This is a genomic window from Nocardiopsis aegyptia (genome assembly GCF_013410755.1).
Lineage (GTDB): Bacteria > Actinomycetota > Actinomycetes > Streptosporangiales > Streptosporangiaceae > Nocardiopsis > Nocardiopsis aegyptia.
The window spans coordinates 3,436,188-3,452,508 of the sequence record NZ_JACCFS010000001.1 but is presented as its reverse complement, the minus strand read 5'-3'; the positions used below and the strand labels follow the sequence as shown (position 1 = coordinate 3,452,508).

The window sequence follows — 16,321 nt, the reverse complement described above, 5'->3', positions numbered from 1 at the left end:
CGCGCAGAGCACGCGAACCGGGGCAAAGAGGCTGTGCACAGCTTTGTCCACAGGCGCGTGTTCGACGTGTGTACGACGCCGCAGGTGAGGGCGGTGGCCGACGCGCGGCGCCGGGATGTGGGCAGGGCAACAGCGCGGCCCGAGGGGGCGGCTCGACGGCGTCGCGGGAGGTGGGAGGAGGGCGGCCGCGGCCGCGCGCGGCGCCGGGAGGAGTCGTCCCGGCACGTACCGGAACCGCCGCGTCCGTGCCGGTTGTCCCCAGAACCTGTGGATAACTCTCCGGACACGACTCGGGGCGGTCCACAGCGTGTGGACCGCCCCCGTGCCTCCCACCGGGCCCGTCCCGGCGCCCGGGGCCTGTTCCGCGGACACGCGCCTAGGGCTGGTCCTTGATGCGGCTGGTGAGCTCGTGCACCTGGTTGTAGATGGACCGGCGCTCGGCCATGAGGGCGCGCACCTTGCGGTCGGCGTGCATCACGGTCGTGTGGTCCCGGCCGCCGAACTGCTGCCCGATCTTGGGCAGGGAGAGGTCGGTGAGCTCCCGGCAGAGGTACATGGCGATCTGGCGGGCGGTCACCAGCACGCGCGACCGGGAGGTCCCGCACAGGTCCTCGACGCTCAGACCGAAGTACGCGGCCGTCTGGGACATGATCGACCCAGCCGTGATCTCGGGGACCTCGGTGCTGGGGACCAGGTCGCGCAGGACCTGTCCGGTCAGGTCCAGGTCCACCGACTGGCGGTTGAGGCTGGCGAACGCGGTCACGCGGATGAGCGCGCCCTCCAGCTCGCGGATGTTGGTGGAGATCTTGCTGGCGATGAACTCCAGGACCTCCGGGGGTGCCGCCAGGCCCTCCTGCGCGGCCTTCTTGCGCAGGATCGCGATCCGCGTCTCCAGCTCTGGCGGCTGGACGTCGGTCAGCAGGCCCCACTCGAACCGGCTGCGCATCCGGTCCTCCAGCGTCGTCAGCTGCTTGGGCGGCCGGTCGCTGGAGATGACGATCTGCTTGTCGGAGTTGTGGAGGGTGTTGAAGGTGTGGAAGAACTCCTCCTGCGTCTGCTCCTTGTTCTCGAGGAACTGGATGTCGTCCACCAGGAGGACGTCGATGTCCCGGTAGCGGCGGCGGAAGCCGTCCGCCTTGCCGTCCCGGATCGAGTTGATGAACTCGTTGGTGAACTCCTCGGAGCTGACGTAGCGCACCCGCGAGCCCTCGTAGAGGCGGTGCGTGTAGTGCCCGATGGCGTGCAGGAGGTGGGTCTTGCCCAGCCCGGAACCGCCGTGGATGAACAGCGGGTTGTAGGCCTTGGCCGGCGCCTCGGCCGCCGCGACCGACGCCGCGTGGGCGAAGCGGTTGCTGGAGCCGATGACGAAGGTGTCGAACGTGTACTTGGGGTTGAGGCGCGCGTGCTCCCCGGGCGGGATCTCGGGCGAGCGGCCCGGGGGAGTGGGGGGCGGCTCGGCGGCCTCGGTTCTGGGCGGTCCGCCCTCGTTCCGGTGCGCCTCCTCCGGAGGCGCGGGCGCCGGGGCGGGCGCGGGCTCCTCCGCCGGGTGCTCCTCGGCACTCGGCGCGGGGTCGTGGCGCGGGGTCTCCCACCGGTTGGGCCGGTCCCAGTCGGCCCCGCCCCAGCTCTCCTGCTGCCAGGCGGCGCGCGGCTGGTCCCAGGAGTGCGGTTCGGGCGCGGCGGGAGGCGCCGTGGGGCCGGTCGCGGCCCACGGACCGGGCGCCTGCGGGTCCCCGTAGCCGGAGTACTCCGGCGGACGTGCCTCCGCGGGGCGGGAGGCGTCGTCGCGGGCCGGCCCCAGCAGGTCGCTGCCGTCGCGCTCGGCCGGGGCGGCGTGGGAGGGACCGGGCGCGTGGGCCTGGTCCGGGTACCCGGCCGGGGCCTGCGGGAAGGGGGAGGCGTCCTGCTCCTGGTGCGGCTGCCGGCCGGCCTGGTCCTGGTAGCCCTGTTCGTGGCGGACCTGCTCCTGGGGCAGGGGCTGCTGCGGAGCCGGACGGTAGGGCTCGGACTCCGGGCGCGCGTGCTGTCCCTGGGGCGCGGGCGGCTCGTAGCCGCGCGGACGGCCGTGGTCCTCGGCTGCGGCGAACGGGGCGGCCGGGGGTACGGGCGTGGGCGGCGGCGTCTGCACGGCGGTCGGGTCGACGGTCACCGCCACGCGGATGTCCCGGCCCAGGTGGGCCGACAGGGCCCGGCTGATCACCGGGTACAGGCGGGTCTCCAGCACCTTCTTGGTGAACTCGTTGGGCGCCGCGATGAGCGCGGTGTCCTCGATCAGCCCCAGAGGACGGGTCTGCGGGAGCCAGGCGCGCTGATGCGCGGGAAGGGCGTCGTTGTCGATCCCGTCCAGCACACTGGACCAGACCATTGCGAGGTTGACCTGTGCGTCAGCCAAGGTGACCTGCCACGGTTGTCGTCCCTTCGGTGCGGGTCTGTTCGGAGCGGGCGGAGGGGACCTGTGTCGTCGCGCATGGGGGTGAGCTCTCCATTGTCCTCTCTCCACAGGGGTGCCGGGGCAGTGAAGCTGTGCACAGGCGGGGTTCCAGGGTCCCACGAGCCTGTGGATAACTTGGCGCCGTCAGGCCGGTGTCCACAGGTATCGGCCGTTGTCCACACGTTGTGCACAGGTTTATCCACAGGATGGCAGACCTGCTCCCAGGGCGCAGAGTTATCCACAAACCGCTGTTCAAAGCCTGTGTAGAGCCGTAGAGAGGGCGCTCGCGCGGCCGTCGTCGTCAGGTTATCCACAGGTTGTGGTCATCCACAGGCCACAGGGGCCGTCCTGCTGTGGAAAACCGCTCCCCGCGGGCGCCGGGGCACGACCGCCCCGCGGTCGGCGGGGCGGGTGACGTGGGCCGATTTGACCTCACCCGCGTCCCGTCGTATCTTCTTTATGCTTATGCCGATGATCTGCCAGCGCCCATGTCCGCATGACGGCGCGGCCACGGCACATGCACTCTGAGGCCCCGCTTATCCTGGGGGTCTGTCGTAGTACTTTCCTGACACGCCCCTGGAGCCTGTAGTGAGCAAGCGTACGTACCAGCCGAACAACCGGCGTCGCGCGAAGGTCCACGGCTTCCGGCTGCGCATGCGTACGCGCGCCGGTCGCGCCATCATCGCCTCGCGGCGCCGTAAGGGGCGCTCCGCGCTGACCGTGAGCCACTAGGCCACGCGCAGTACCAAGACCTCAGGGACCGGTCCGGCCTTCTCGCCGGCCGGTCCCTTTTTCGTGTGACACGTGGGAGCCGACGCCGGAGGGAGTACCGATGCTGTCGCCGAGGAACCGCATGCGCCGCGGCTCGGAGTTCTCCACCGTCATGCGCTCGGGCCGCCGTGCCTCCCGCGACGCCATCGGCCTCGTCTATCTCGCGCCCCCGGCCGACGCGGTGGACCCGGATCCGCCCCGCGTCGGCTTCGTCGTCGGCAAGTCCGTCGGCGTCGCCGTGGTGCGCAAGAGGGTGCAGCGCCGTCTGCGGCACGTGATGCGGTCTCAGGTCGGCGCGCTGCCTGACGGTAGCCTGCTGGTAGTACGTGCCAAGCCCTCCGCCGCCACCGCGCGGCAGTCCGAGCTGGCCGCGCAGATCGAGAGCGCGCTCGCCGCGGCCACCCGGCCCCGGCGCGGTCGTGACGGCCGGCGGGGCCGCGACGCTCGCCGGGACCGCGGTGGACGTGACGCCCACCGCGTCCGGGGCGCCGGTGCGTCGAGCAGCGAGACAGTGGTGGACCGCCGTCCCGACAGGGACGGGGAACGGTAGGCGAGCCGATGACCGAGCACAGACCGACGGCGTTCGCGCGGGTGCTGATTCTGCCCATTCGGGGCTACCAACGCTTCATCAGTCCGCTCTTCCCCCCGGTCTGCCGTTTCTACCCTTCGTGCAGCGCGTACGCCGTCGAGGCTCTGCGTGTGCACGGAGCCGCACGCGGGCTGTGGCTGGGAATCCGCCGCATCGCCCGCTGTCACCCCTTCCATCCCGGGGGACTCGACCCGGTTCCGCCGCCCAAGGGGCGCGCGGACCGGGAGACCGAGGAGTCGGCGGGCGGTACCGGCCACACCGGAACCGCTCCCGGGGACCAGTAGCTGAACCGAAGCAAATAGGAGTTGGCCGGTGCTCGACTGGCTTTACAACATCGTCGGCCACGTGTTGGCCTGGATCCACACGGGTCTGTCCCTCACCGGCCTGGACCCTGACAGCGGGTGGGCCTGGGGCCTGTCCATCGTGCTGCTCACCGTACTGATGCGGCTCCTCATGGTTCCGCTGTTCGTCAAGCAGATGAACACGCAGCGGAAGATGCAGGACATCCAACCGAAGATCATGAAGCTTCGGGAGCGCTACAAGCACGACAAGCAGCGCTTGCAGCAGGAGTCCATGAAGATCTACCAGGAGAGCGGCACCAACCCCATCATGGGTTGCCTCCCGCTCCTCCTGCAGATGCCGGTCTTCTTCGCGCTGTTCAGCGTGCTGCGCAGCGTCGCCGAGGGCAACGCCCAGTACGGCTTCGACCAGCAGCTCGCCGACAGTGCCCGTCAGGCCCTGATCTTCCAGGCGCCGATCGCGGCCCAGTTCAACAGCTCCAACGAGGAGCTGCTCGCCCTGGGGTCCACCGACCCGATCATGGCGAAGATCCTCATCGCGTTCGCCTGCGTGATCATGGGATTCACGACGTTCCTCACCATGCGGCAGAGCATCAAGCGCAGCACGGCGCAGATGCCCGACAACCCCATGATGCAGACGCAGAAGATCATGATGTACCTGGCGCCGGCCTTCGGTCTGTTCGGTCTGGCGATGCCCGTCGGTGTGCTCCTCTACTGGGTCACCTCCAACGTGTGGACCATGGTGCAGCAGCACTTCCTCTACCGGAACCAGCCGGTCCCGGGCGAGGACACGGCGGACGCCAAGAGCCAGTCCAACGGTTCGGCCAAGGGCATGCTCGGTCGAAAGAAGGGCGCCGAATCCACGCCCGAGCCGAAGGAACAGCCTAAGATCGAGCGTAAGCAGCCCAAGAAGCAGTCGCGCTCCAAGCGCGGCGGGAGCGGGTCCAACTAGGATCGGCGCCCGCTCGGGGCTGCCGAGTGCGCAGGCGACAAGGCCCCTGAGGCGTGCGACGGCCAGGGCGTGAGTGGACAGAGGAGATTCGCTGTGGGACGGGAAGAAAGCGGTGGAGTAGCGGTGGCTGACGCGCCTGAGGCCGAGTTCGACGTCGAGGCCCTGGAGAACGAGGGCGACATCGCCGCGGACTACATCGAGGGGCTCCTCGACATCGCGGACTTCGACGGCGACATCGACATGGACGTGGAGGGCGACCGCGCGCTCGTGTCGGTCGTGGGCGCCACGCTGGACGAGCTCATCGGCGAGAACGGTGAGGTCCTGGAGGCGCTCCAGGAGCTGACCCGGCTGGCCGTCCACCGGGCGACCGGTGAGCGCAGCCGGCTGATGCTCGACATCGGCGGGTACCGCGAGGGGCGCCGCAAGGTGCTCTTCAAGATCGGTGCCGAGGCCGCGGCGAAGGTCAAGGAGACCGGCGAGATCGAGCCGCTGGAGCCCATGACTCCGTTCGAGCGCAAGGTCGTCCACGACGCGGTCGCGGCCGCCGGTCTGCGGAGCGAGTCCGAGGGCGAGGAGCCCAACCGCTACGTGGTCGTGCACCCCGCCGACTAGGCGCGTCAGAACGCACTCCCGGAGGGGGTGGCGATGTTTCACGTGAAACATCGCCACCCCCTCCCGCTGTGTCCGGGTCCCTGTGTGCGACTCTCCCCGCCGGGAAGGCCGCCATGGCGCCTCCGCAAGTCGACAAGGCGTCCCGCGAGGTCGACATGGCGTCAGGGCGTATCGACATGTCCACCGGGGCCGGTGGGGAGATCGGGCGAGTTCGTGACCCGTGGGCACGGCGGCGGTGTTCGCCGATGTTTCACGTGAAACGTTGGTGGCGCCCGCGCATAGGATCATGGGGGCGCGTATCGTGCTCTGGCGATCGAAGAAACGACGATGGACGAGTTCCGACAGGTGGTGACTGATGTCCTCGGGGTCTGAGGAGACCGCTCCGACCGCTCCGACCGATCAGGCGGAGACGGTGTTCGGGGACTCCTTGCCGAAGGCGCGGCGCTTCGCCGAACTCCTCGCGGACGACGGTGTGCGGCGCGGCCTCATCGGCCCGCGCGAGGTCCCACGGCTGTGGGAGCGGCACCTCATCAACTGCGCCGTGGTGGAGGAGTTGATCCCCGAGGGCGCGCACGTGGTCGACGTCGGTTCCGGAGCCGGTCTGCCCGGGCTGGTGCTCGGACTCCTGCGCCCCGACATCCGGATGGTGCTCCTGGAGCCCCTCCTGCGACGGACGGTCTTCCTCAACGAGGCCGTCGAACTGTTGGAGCTGCCGAACGTGGAGGTGCGCCGGGGGAGGGCCGAGGAGGTTCGCGGCGACCTGCTCGCGGACTTCGTGACCGCCCGCGCGGTCGCCCCGCTGCCCCGGCTCGCGGGGTGGGCGCTCCCGCTCCTGCGCAAGGGCGGCAGCCTCCTCGCGCTCAAGGGCGAACAGGCCGAGGCCGAACTCGCGGCCGCCGAGAAAGACGTGTCGAAACTGCGCCCTTGCGTCTGCGATGTCATTCGGGTCGGCCACGGTAGGGTCGAACCCGCTACCACGGTCGTTCGCGTCACGGTGACATCCGAGGGTGGTCCGCCGCCGCGGGGCGGAAAGAAGAAGCGCGGACGGAAGAGGTGAACTCATTCGTGTCCCAGAATCCAGCCGATGTTTCACGTGAAACATCCTCCTATGGCGACCTGCTCGATGTTTCACGTGAAACAGGCGGCGTCCCCGACACTCCACTCGCTCACGCGGCCCAGGCCGCGATGCCCGGGCGCGGCTCCGGGGCCTCCTGGCCCCGACCCAAGTCCTGCCGGGTCATCAGCGTCTCGAACCAGAAGGGCGGCGTCGGCAAGACCACGACGACCGTCAACATCGCGGCCGCCCTGGCGATGAACGGGCAGCGCGTCCTCGTCATCGACCTCGACCCCCAGGGGAACGCCTCCACGGCCCTGGGCATGGAGCGCAACCCCGACATCAGCTCGATCTACCACTGCCTGGTCGAGGACGAGGAGATCCGCAACCTCGCCAAGCCGGTTCCGAACATCGAGAACCTGTGGTGCGTTCCGGCCAACATCCACCTCTCGGGCGCCGAGATCGAGCTGGTCTCGCTCGTCGCGCGCGAGTCCCGTCTCAAGCGCGCCCTGGCCGCCTACGACACCTCCGAGCTCGACTACATCCTCATCGACTGCCCTCCCTCGCTCGGCCTGCTCACGGTCAACGCGATGGTGGCGTGCGACGAGGTCATGATCCCGATCCAGTGCGAGTACTACGCGCTGGAGGGCCTGGGGCAGCTGCTGAACAACGTGAAGCTCGTCCAGGCCCACCTGAACCCGGGGCTGGCGGTCAGTACCATCCTGCTGACGATGTACGACGGCCGCACCAACCTGTCGCAGCAGGTGGTCGACGAGGTGCGCTCCAACTTCGGGGACCTCGTCCTGGAGACCCTGGTGCCGCGCAGTATCCGTGTGTCCGAGGCGCCGAGCTACGACGAGTCGGTGATGACCTACTCCCCGACCTCCACGGGGGCGGTCGCCTATCTGGAGGCCGCGCGGGAGATCGCGCACCGGGCGGACACGGTCGTCGGCTGAAGCAGGTCCGGTGACCCCGGACGGAGTTCTTGCGAGAAGTGTGGAAGGAGTTGCCGGTGAGCCAACAGCGGCGCGGACTGGGCAGGGGGCTGGGGGCCATCATCCCCCAAGGGCCGACAACTTCCGCGGTGCAGGAGAGTGACACGCCCTCCGCACCAGAGGTGGTCGAGGAGGCCGTGCCCGTCGGCCTGTCGGACGGCACGTACCTGGAGGAGGTGGCGGTCGGCGCGATCACGCGCAACCCCCGCCAGCCCCGTCACCACTTCGACGACCAGGCGCTGGAGGAGCTGCGCGACTCCATCCGGGAGGTCGGGCTGCTCCAGCCCGTCGTCGTCCGCAAGATCGAGGACGGCGACGAGCCGCGGTACGAGCTCATCATGGGGGAGCGGCGCTGGCGCGCCAGCAAGGACGCCGGCCTGGAGCGGATCCCGGCGATCGTCCGCAGCACGAGCGACGACGCCCTCCTCCTGGACGCCCTCCTGGAGAACCTGCACCGCCAGGAGCTCAACCCCTTGGAGGAGGCGGCGGCCTACCAGCAGCTGCTGGACGACTTCGGGGCGACCCACGACGTCCTGGCGCAGCGGGTCGGCCGGTCGCGGCCGCACATCACCAACACCCTGCGCCTGCTCAACCTGCCGCCGAAGGTGCAGTCGCGGGTGGCGGCGAAGGTGCTGAGCGCGGGGCACGCGCGGGCGCTGCTGCGGGTCGAGGACCCCGAACTCCAGGACCGCCTCGCGGCCCGCGTGGTGCAGGAGGGCCTGTCCGTGCGCTCCCTGGAGGAGGTCATCTCCCTGCGGGAGGAGCCGGAGACCGAGCGGCAGCCCCGGGCGGCCAAGGCGGCGAAGGCGCCCAACCCGCCGCAGATCGAGGAGTGGGCGACCCGCTTCGCCGATCGCCTGGACACCACAGTGAAGGTGGACATGGGCAAGAAGAAGGGCAAGATCGTCGTGGAGTTCGCGACGCCCGAGGACCTCGAACGGATCATCGCCCAGATCGGTTGAGCGCCTTGTCGACACGTCCACCTGTCGACGGGTCGACGGACGACCGGCGGGCGGCGCACGTACCGCGCACGACGGACAGCGGACCGGCGGGCGGACCGCCGGGCAGAGGCAGCGGGCAGGGGCGATGTTTCACGTGAAACATCGCCCCTGTGGCGGCCACCACCGGGTCGGGGGAGGTCGGCCCGACCCGGTGGAGGCGGAGCACGCGAAAGGCCCCCAGGCATGCACCTGGGGGCCTTTCGCGTGCTCTGGCGGTCCTCGTTACAGGAACTCGGCCAGGTCCTTCTCCAGGACCCGCTTCGGCTTGGCGCCGATGATCTGCTTGACGACCTCGCCGTCCTTGTAGACGTTCATCGTCGGCAGGGACATGACGTTGTAGTCGCGCGGGGTGTTCGGGTTCTCGTCCGTGTTCAGCTTGACGATCTCGATCTTGTCGCCGTACTCCTCCGCCAGCTTGTCCAGGACCGGGGCCATCTGCTTGCAGGGGCCGCACCAGTCGGCCCAGAAGTCGACGAGGACCGGCTTGTCGCTGGCCAGGACGTCAGCCTTGAAGGTGTCGTCGGTGACGTGCTTGACGGTGGACATTGTTCTCCTTGGTTCGGCGAGACCGTTGCGTCGGGGAAAGCTCGGGGTGTGTCCTGTGCGCGCTCGACCGCGGTGCGGTACGGGAGCGCGCGGGCGGGCTAGTTGCCCATGTCGGCGAGGTAGCGCTCGGCGTCCAGCGCGGCGGAGCAGCCGGTGCCGGCGGCGGTGATCGCCTGGCGGTACTGGTGGTCCACGACGTCGCCCGCCGCGAACACGCCCGCGCGGTTGGTGCGCGTCGAGGGGGCGTCGACGCGGACGTAGCCCTCGTCGTCCAGCTCGATCTGCTTGTTGAACAGCTCGACCCGCGGGTCGTGGCCGATCGCCACGAACAGCCCGGTGACGTCCAGCGTGCTCGTCTCCTCGGTCTTGTTGTTGAACACCTTGAGGCCGGTCACGCGCTCGGTCCCGAGCACCTCCTTCACCTCGGTGTCCCACAGGAACGAGATCTTGTCGTTGGCCAGCGCGCGCTCGGCCATGATGCGGCTGGCGCGCAGCTCGTCCCGGCGGTGGATGACCGTGACCGACTTGGCGAACCGCGTGAGGAAGAGGGCCTCCTCCATGGCGGTGTCGCCGCCGCCCGCGACCGCGATGTCCTGGTCGCGGAAGAAGAAGCCGTCGCACGTGGCGCACCATGAGGTGCCGCGGCCGGACAGCTCCTTCTCGCCCGGGACGCCGAGCTCGCGGTAGCCGGAGCCGGTGGCCAGGATGACCGTGTGCGCGAGGAAGGTCTCGCCGCCGGCGGTGACCTCCTTCACCGGCTTGGTGAGGTCGACGTCGGTGACGTCCTCGGGGACGAGTTCGGCGCCGAAGCGCTCGGCCTGCTTGCGCAGGTTGTCCATGAGGTCCGGCCCCATGATGCCGTCGGGGAAGCCGGGGAAGTTCTCGACATCGGTCGTGTTCATGAGCGCACCACCGGCGGTGATGGAGCCCTCGAACACCAGGGGGCGCAGCTCGGCACGCGCGGCGTAGACGGCCGCGGTGTATCCGGCCGGCCCGGATCCGATGATGATGACATTGCGGACGTCACTCACGCTCGTAGGCCCTTCGCACAGTCGGTGTCCTGGTCACCCGGTGTGACCTCGGGGGAAATCTGGTTAGCACAACCGATGGTAGGCGCACCGCATTCCCTTTCCGACATCCGCCCAGCGTACGGGGGCGGGGTATGGCTGGGCCGCGGGCGCTCAGATCCGGGAGCCGCCGCGGTCCAGCCCCGACCGGACCGCGAGCGCGATCACACCGCACGCCAGACCCCAGACGGCGTTGGTGGCGAGCACGGCGACCAACCCGAACGGATGGGTGACCGGTCCCTGGAGCACGCCGGTGAGGAGCGGGGAGAGGGCGGCGCTCAGCACGATCGCGAACACCCCGTAGGCCAGGCCCGTGTAGACCAGCGTCAGCAGGGGACGCGGAGCGCGGGCGACGACGACCGCGGCGATCCAGGCGAGGCTGACCGCGGCGGTCACCGCCAGCGGGAGCCAGGGGGACCGGGCGAGGGCGACGGTCGCACCGGTGACGCCGAGCAGGGGACGCACCAGGGCGAGCGCGCCGAGTCCCAGCACCAGCGACCACGGGATGCGCGCGAACGGCCCCTGGGCCGCGGCGCCGGAGGCGTTCGGGTCGGGAGGGGACGGGTGCATGGCTGACCTCGCGGTGGTCGGGGTGCGGCGGGCGCACGGTGGGCGGACACTCCCGACGTTAGGGAGCCGCGCCCTGCACGGCGTCCGTCCCCGGACCCGCGCCCGTACGACTCTCGACGTACCCGGGGAGCGGCCGATCGCGTCGCGACGCGGGACCGCGGCACCCCGCCCCGCGGCCTCCCTCTCCATAGAATCGCCGCATGCCAAGCCAGACCGCACGCCAGGACGTCGTCGTCGACGCCCTGTTCGGGTTCGCCGTGTTCGCCGTGGTGGCCATCGCGGTGGGCGCCGACGTCAGCGACAGGGGCGACCTCCCCCTCGGATACGCGCTCGCCGGAGTGCTCGGCGCGCTCATGCTGGTCCGCCGCCGGTGGCCGGTCACCGTCCTGCTCGCCACGTCGGTGCTCATCGTGGTGAACTACGTCATCGACCTGCCCACCATCGGCCTGGCCGTCCCCGCCGCGGCCGCCCTGTACTCGGCGGCCGAGCGGGGCCGCCCGTACTGGGCGGTCGGGACGGCCGCGGCCCTGGTGCTGGTGTCCACCGCAGGACGGCTGGGGGAGGGGCAGGACCCCGGCTACCTCCTGGGGTACGAGCTGGCCTCCACGGTGGCGATCATGGGCGCGGCCATCGCCCTGGGCAACGTGCAGTGGCAGCGCGCCAGGGCCGAGCGGCAGCGGGCCCGGATCGCGCTCCTGGACGGGCAGGCGCGCGAGGCCGAGGCGGCGGAGCTGATGGCGCTCGAACGCACCAGGATCGCCCGCGACCTGCACGACGCGGTCGGGCACCACCTGTCGGTCGTGGCGCTGCACGCGGCGGTCGCCGCGGAGGCGCTCGACGACGCGCCCGCGGACGTGGCGGCGGCACGGACGGAGCTCACGCACGTCACACAGGCCTCACGGGCCGGTCTGAGCGAGCTGCGGGCGACCGTACGCGCCCTGCGGGACGCCGACCCGGGGGAGGAGCGCGTGGCCTCCCTCGCGCACCTGGACGAGCTCGTGGACTCCGTGCGCACGGCCGGCGTGCGGGTGGGCGTCGAGGGGGTGCCGGGGGCGGGGGAGCTGTCCGGGATGGTGGACGCCACCGCCTACCGGATCGTGCAGGAGGCACTGACGAACACGCTGCGGCACGCGCACGCCGGCCGGGCGGACGTGGTGTTCCACCGGGTGGACGGGGAACTGGAGGTGATGGTGACCGACGACGGATCCGCCACGGCGACGGCGGGATCGAGTGGAAGCGGGCTCGCGGGGATGAGGGAACGGGTGCGACTGGTGGGTGGATCGGTGGAGGCGGGGCCGCGGCCGGAGGGCGGGTTCGCCGTACGGGCGCGCCTGCCGACGGGAGGCGGCCGGTGATCGGCGTCCTGCTGGTCGACGACCAGCCCCTGGTCCGAACGGGCGTGCGGTCGCTCCTGGAGCGCGAGGGCGACATCGAGGTGGTGGGCGAGTCCGCGGACGGCCGCACGGCGCTCGCCGACATGGACCGGCTGTGCCCGGACGTGGTGCTGCTGGACCTGCAGATGCCGGTGCTGGACGGGTTGGCGGTCCTGCGGGAGCGGCGTCGACGTGCCGACACGTCGCCAGGTCGACACGCCGACACCAGGATCGTCGTCCTGACCACGTTCGGGGAGGACGACAACGTGTTCGCCGCGCTGCGGCTGGGGGCGTCGGGCTTCGTCCTCAAGGACGCGGCGCCCCGCGAGCTGCGTGAGGCGGTCCGCACGGTGGCGGCCGGCGAGGCGCTGCTGTCGCCGGGGGTCACCCGGCGGGTGATCGAACGCCTCGCGGACACCTCGGTCGCCCCCGAGGCCGCCGCGCGGCTGGACGTGCTCACCGATCGCGAGCGCGACGTCCTGGCCCTGGCCGGCCGGGGCATGTCCAACCAGGAGATCGGGGCGGCCCTGCACCTGAGTCCGGCGACCGCGCGCACCCACGTCGGGCGCCTGCTGGCCAAGCTCGGGGCGCGCGACCGCGTCGGCCTGGTGGTGATCGCCTACGAGACCGGCCTGGTCCGTCCGGGGGCCCGGGACTGAGTCGGGGCGGGGCCTTCCGAAGGCCCCGCCCCGGCACACGTCGGGCGTGCCCACCGGCACGAAGGGTCGACAGGTCGGTTTCCGGACAGGCCGACACGCCGATACGCCGACAGGTCGACACGCGGAGGGTCAGCGGGCATCGATGGTCGTCTCGGCCAGGACGCTGCGCGTGACGTCGTCCTCCCGGACGCAGCGCGGGTCGAGGACGTACACGTCGACCCGGTCGGCGTCCGCGGGGGCGTACAGCACCCACGCGCGCTCGGAGCCGGTCCCGTAGAAGGCGTCGTCCACCAGCGTGACCCGGGTGTCGAAGGCCTCGGCGAGCCGTGCCGCGCACTCCTCCACACCTCGCATGGCCGGGCCCTCGTCGGACAGCGACTCCAGGTCGCCCTCCTCGTCAGCGTCGTCCGCGTCGGCCCCGGCGGACATCTCCAGTACCCCGCCGGCCTGGTCGGCCAGGCCGGACTCGGTGTAGACCGTCTCGCTGGCCAGCACCTCCGGCCGGTAGGCCTGTCCCATGTCCTGGGGCGCCTCGTCCTCGGCGGCCTCCATGGGAGCCGAGGCGCTTCCGGCGCTCTCGGTGGAGGGCTGGAGCACCTCGGTGATCACCGCCGCGCCGCCGCCGACCACGAACACCGCCGCGGCGGCCGCGATCAGCAGCTGTGGCAGGCCGAACGCGCGCCGCCGGCGCGAGATCGGCGTGACCGTGGCGAGGTCGGAGGCCCCGTCGTCGGATGAGCCGCCAACGGAAGCGGTGCCGGCGTCGTCCGTGCGGGCCCCGGTCTCCGTCCCGACGGTCGCGGCCGCGGGTTCGCCGGCGGCCGCGGCGAGACGCTGGTCGATGAGGTCTGCCACGTCCTCCGGAAGCTCCGGGACCGGAGCCTCGGCCAGGACCCGGGTCACCCCGGCGAGTCCGTCCAAGGTCGCCGCACAGGTGGCGCAGGAATCGATATGGGCGGCGACCGTGCGCTGCTCGTCGGAATCCAACAGATCCTCGGCGAAGAACGCGAGTGCCTCCACGTCAGGGTGGGACGTCACGATGGGGTGGCACCTCCTCTCCCAGATGTGACGTCTCGCGGGGGCTGAGGGTTCCTTAGATGAGCCAGGGAGGGAAGAAGTTTCGCGCGACCTCGCGCACACCTGCTCTTGACCGTGCCCGATGCCACTTCGAGGATCTGGGCGGCTTCCTCGACCCGGTAGCCGAGCATGTCGACCAGGGTGAGGGCCAGCCGCTGTTCGAGGGGGAGCAGGTCCAGGGCGGCCTGGACGTCCAGGCGCGTCTCGGTCCGCGCGGCGTGGTCGGGGCCTCCACCGGCGCGGCCGAGCCGCTCGTTGGACAGGACGTCCAGGGTGTCGTCCTCGGTCGGGGTGGCCGGACGGACCTTCCGGCGGCGCAGGCGGTCGTGGCACGCGTTCACCACGATGCGGTGCAGCCACGTGCTCACCTGCGACTCGCCGCGGAACCTGTCGGCGGCACGGAAAGCAGACAGGAAGGCGTCCTGGAGGGCGTCGGAGGCCTCCTCGCGATCGCCCATCATCCGGATGGAGACAGCCCAGAGGCGCTCCCGGTGCCGACGGACCAGGACCGCGAAGGCCTGGTCGTCGCCCTGGGAGTGCCTCATCAGGAGTTCCCGGTCAGGAAGCTCGTGGACCGCGTCCATCAGTGCTGATCACATACTCCACTCGGGGCCGCTCTGCCCGGCTAGGCGCCGAGCACCTCGACCTCGTAGATCGTTCCACGCCAGTCGCCGTCGACCTGCGGCAGCTCCGTGAACCAGATGACGACGTACTGGCCACTGGCACCACCCTCGACGGGGATGGTCTGCGTGCCGTTGACGGTCCCCTCCCACGCGGTGGGAAGGTGCTCGTCCAGCGTGGTCTCGTCGCTCACGGCGTCACTGTCGCCGATGCGGACCTGCACCTGATGGTCGGCCTCGGGCAGGGTCAGCTCCACCGCGTGGACCTCCTGGCTCGATCCGAGGTCCAGCTTGAGCCCCACGCCCGCCTTCTGCATCTCCAGCGGGTCCGTGTAGCCCTCGCTGCTCCAGTCGGTGGCCGGGTCCCCGTCGTGGGCCAGGTGGGCGTTGTCGCCGTGCTCGGAGCCGTCCCCCATCGGGTCGAAGCCGTCGGAGCCGGTGATCTCGATCGGCGTGAGCTCGGGCTCGGCCCCGTCGTCGGCGGAGTCCGAGCCGGGGTCGGCCTGGTTCTCGTCCTGGGGACGAAAGCTCGATCCGATGGTCCACGCGCCAGCGACGACGGCGACGAGCAGCACGACCGCGAGCACCCCGATGAGGAAGCGCTTGGGCGAGGTCTGCTCGCGGGAGGCGCGCTGCTCCATGCGGGAGGACTCCGGGCGCTCGGACCGCGTGGCGGCCGGGGCGGCACCGCGCATGGAGCGGCGGGACCCCGATCCGGTCGCGTCGAACTCGCCGGTGCGGCGCGAGGTGCCGTTCTCCGGTGGCGGAGCCGACTCGGCCGGGGCCACCGGGAGCGGGATGAGCCGGGGGACCTCGGCCAGCGCCGCGCACAGGTCGGCGGGCGAGGTGATCGGCGGGCCGGGCACCATCTGTCCGGCCAGCTGCGGCAGTGCCGCGCGGGTCGTGATGGTGGCCAGCGGTTCGGGCAGGCCCGGTCGGACCTGCGCCGGGGGGAAGGTGCCGGCGGGGCCCTGGGGGGCGGCGGGCAGGCCGGACCGCGGGCCTCCGGGCCAGTGCCCGGTCAGGCCCGCGTACAGCAGGGCGCCCAGGCCCTGGGCGTCGATGGCGGGGGCGTTGCCGGCGCCGGTGCCCATGAGGGCGGCGTCGACGCCGATGCCGATCACCTTGACCGCTCCGCCGCTGCTCCACATGAGCTTGTCGGGGGTCAGGCACAGGTGGGTGAGGCCGCCGGCGTGGGCGGCCGCGATGGCCTCGGCGGCCTCGGCCACCAGGCCGGCGGCGCGCTCGGGCGCCATCGGCCCCTGGGCGAGGAGCTCGGCCAGGGAGGAGCCGATCACCCACTCCTCGACGACGTAGGGGACGGGGCCGGTGTCGTCGGCGTCGAAGACCTGGGTGACGCGGGCGTCGGGAATACGGCTGGTGGCGCGGGCGGCGCGGACGACCTCGGAGGTCCGGGGGAAGCCCTCGGCGAAGGTCCACACCGCGACGGGGCGGGCCAGTGTCTCGTCGGTGGCCTTCCAGCGGGTCGCCCCGCCGGTGTCGGTCACCACGTGGTCGAGACGGTAGCGGTTGGCCAGCTTAGCCCCGGGCTCGATCAGGAAGGTGCTCATGATGGGAGTGACGGGCGCCGGTGCCGTGGCGTCGCGGACGTCCGCGGTCTCCACCGATCGGTGGAGCGGTAGCGGGGTGCGCGGGCCGTCGGCCCTACTTGCTGTCCCCAGCCTCCCTTCGGGCAGCTCGGATG

General features: G+C 71.3%; 17 protein-coding genes. 10 read left to right on the top strand and 7 right to left on the bottom strand.

What is annotated here, in order from left to right; all coding sequences use genetic code 11:
* Positions 1-376: 376 nt before the first annotated feature.
* On the bottom strand, positions 377-2,365 hold the full coding sequence (gene dnaA, locus HNR10_RS15515; RefSeq protein WP_246407209.1) for a chromosomal replication initiator protein DnaA: 1,989 nt from the start codon (positions 2,363-2,365) through the stop codon (positions 377-379).
* Between the two features lie 654 nt (positions 2,366-3,019).
* Here dnaA and rpmH point away from each other — a divergent pair.
* The 8 genes from rpmH to HNR10_RS15475 all read left to right on the top strand — a co-directional run bounded on the left by rpmH (position 3,020) and on the right by HNR10_RS15475 (position 8,665).
* A complete protein-coding gene (rpmH, locus tag HNR10_RS15510) occupies positions 3,020-3,163 on the top strand; it encodes a 50S ribosomal protein L34 (protein WP_028647916.1) in 144 nt (47 codons plus the stop codon).
* A 100-nt stretch (positions 3,164-3,263) separates the two neighbouring features.
* Positions 3,264-3,752 (top strand): ribonuclease P protein component, encoded by a 489-nt coding sequence (gene rnpA / locus HNR10_RS15505; RefSeq protein WP_179824272.1) that lies wholly within the window; start codon positions 3,264-3,266, stop codon positions 3,750-3,752.
* Between the two features lie 8 nt (positions 3,753-3,760).
* Positions 3,761-4,075, top strand: a complete 315-nt coding sequence (gene yidD, locus HNR10_RS15500; RefSeq protein ID WP_179824270.1) for a membrane protein insertion efficiency factor YidD — start codon at positions 3,761-3,763, stop codon at positions 4,073-4,075.
* A gap of 28 nt (positions 4,076-4,103) precedes the next feature.
* Positions 4,104-5,042: a membrane protein insertase YidC gene (yidC, locus tag HNR10_RS15495; protein ID WP_179824268.1), complete on the top strand. Its 939-nt coding sequence runs from the start codon at positions 4,104-4,106 to the stop codon at positions 5,040-5,042.
* A gap of 123 nt (positions 5,043-5,165) precedes the next feature.
* The gene (locus HNR10_RS15490; protein ID WP_179824266.1) at positions 5,166-5,654 is read left to right on the top strand and encodes a Jag family protein; all 489 of its coding nucleotides are present in this window, start codon (positions 5,166-5,168) and stop codon (positions 5,652-5,654) included.
* A gap of 355 nt (positions 5,655-6,009) precedes the next feature.
* Positions 6,010-6,711 carry a 16S rRNA (guanine(527)-N(7))-methyltransferase RsmG gene (rsmG, locus tag HNR10_RS15485; protein ID WP_179824264.1) on the top strand — a complete coding sequence of 234 codons (702 nt, stop codon included), beginning with the start codon at positions 6,010-6,012 and terminating at the stop codon, positions 6,709-6,711.
* A gap of 128 nt (positions 6,712-6,839) precedes the next feature.
* Complete coding sequence (locus HNR10_RS15480) at positions 6,840-7,664, top strand: ParA family protein (protein WP_179824262.1); 825 nt, start codon at positions 6,840-6,842, stop codon at positions 7,662-7,664.
* Positions 7,665-7,720: 56 nt separating this feature from the next.
* A complete protein-coding gene (locus HNR10_RS15475; protein WP_179824261.1) occupies positions 7,721-8,665 on the top strand; it encodes a ParB/RepB/Spo0J family partition protein in 945 nt (314 codons plus the stop codon).
* 261 nt (positions 8,666-8,926) lie between these two features.
* On the opposite strand, the gene trxA is transcribed toward HNR10_RS15475, so the two are convergent.
* The 3 genes from trxA to HNR10_RS15460 all read right to left on the bottom strand — a co-directional run bounded on the left by trxA (position 8,927) and on the right by HNR10_RS15460 (position 10,887).
* Positions 8,927-9,250 (bottom strand): thioredoxin, encoded by a 324-nt coding sequence (gene trxA, locus HNR10_RS15470; RefSeq protein ID WP_179824259.1) that lies wholly within the window; start codon positions 9,248-9,250, stop codon positions 8,927-8,929.
* Positions 9,251-9,348: 98 nt separating this feature from the next.
* A complete protein-coding gene (gene trxB / locus HNR10_RS15465) occupies positions 9,349-10,281 on the bottom strand; it encodes a thioredoxin-disulfide reductase (protein WP_179824257.1) in 933 nt (310 codons plus the stop codon).
* Between the two features lie 150 nt (positions 10,282-10,431).
* A complete protein-coding gene (locus tag HNR10_RS15460; protein WP_179824255.1) occupies positions 10,432-10,887 on the bottom strand; it encodes a hypothetical protein in 456 nt (151 codons plus the stop codon).
* Positions 10,888-11,087: 200 nt separating this feature from the next.
* On the opposite strand from HNR10_RS15460, the gene HNR10_RS15455 reads away from it, so the two are divergent.
* A complete protein-coding gene (locus HNR10_RS15455) occupies positions 11,088-12,242 on the top strand; it encodes a sensor histidine kinase (RefSeq protein WP_179824253.1) in 1,155 nt (384 codons plus the stop codon).
* On the top strand, positions 12,239-12,919 hold the full coding sequence (locus HNR10_RS15450; RefSeq protein WP_179824251.1) for a response regulator: 681 nt from the start codon (positions 12,239-12,241) through the stop codon (positions 12,917-12,919). The genes HNR10_RS15455 and HNR10_RS15450 overlap by 4 nt, the downstream gene beginning before the upstream one ends.
* A gap of 129 nt (positions 12,920-13,048) precedes the next feature.
* Here HNR10_RS15450 and HNR10_RS15445 read toward each other — a convergent pair whose 3' ends face one another.
* Genes HNR10_RS15445 through HNR10_RS15435 form a run of 3 tightly spaced genes read right to left on the bottom strand, consistent with a single transcriptional unit; the run spans position 13,049 to position 16,187 of the window.
* The gene (locus HNR10_RS15445; RefSeq protein ID WP_312889279.1) at positions 13,049-13,957 is read right to left on the bottom strand and encodes an anti-sigma factor family protein; all 909 of its coding nucleotides are present in this window, start codon (positions 13,955-13,957) and stop codon (positions 13,049-13,051) included.
* Positions 13,954-14,580, bottom strand: a complete 627-nt coding sequence (gene sigM, locus HNR10_RS15440) for an RNA polymerase sigma factor SigM (protein WP_179824249.1) — start codon at positions 14,578-14,580, stop codon at positions 13,954-13,956. The genes HNR10_RS15445 and sigM overlap by 4 nt, the downstream gene beginning before the upstream one ends.
* Positions 14,581-14,621: 41 nt before the next feature.
* Positions 14,622-16,187, bottom strand: a complete 1,566-nt coding sequence (locus HNR10_RS15435) for a protein kinase family protein (protein ID WP_179824246.1) — start codon at positions 16,185-16,187, stop codon at positions 14,622-14,624.
* Between the last annotated feature and the right edge of the window lie 134 nt (positions 16,188-16,321).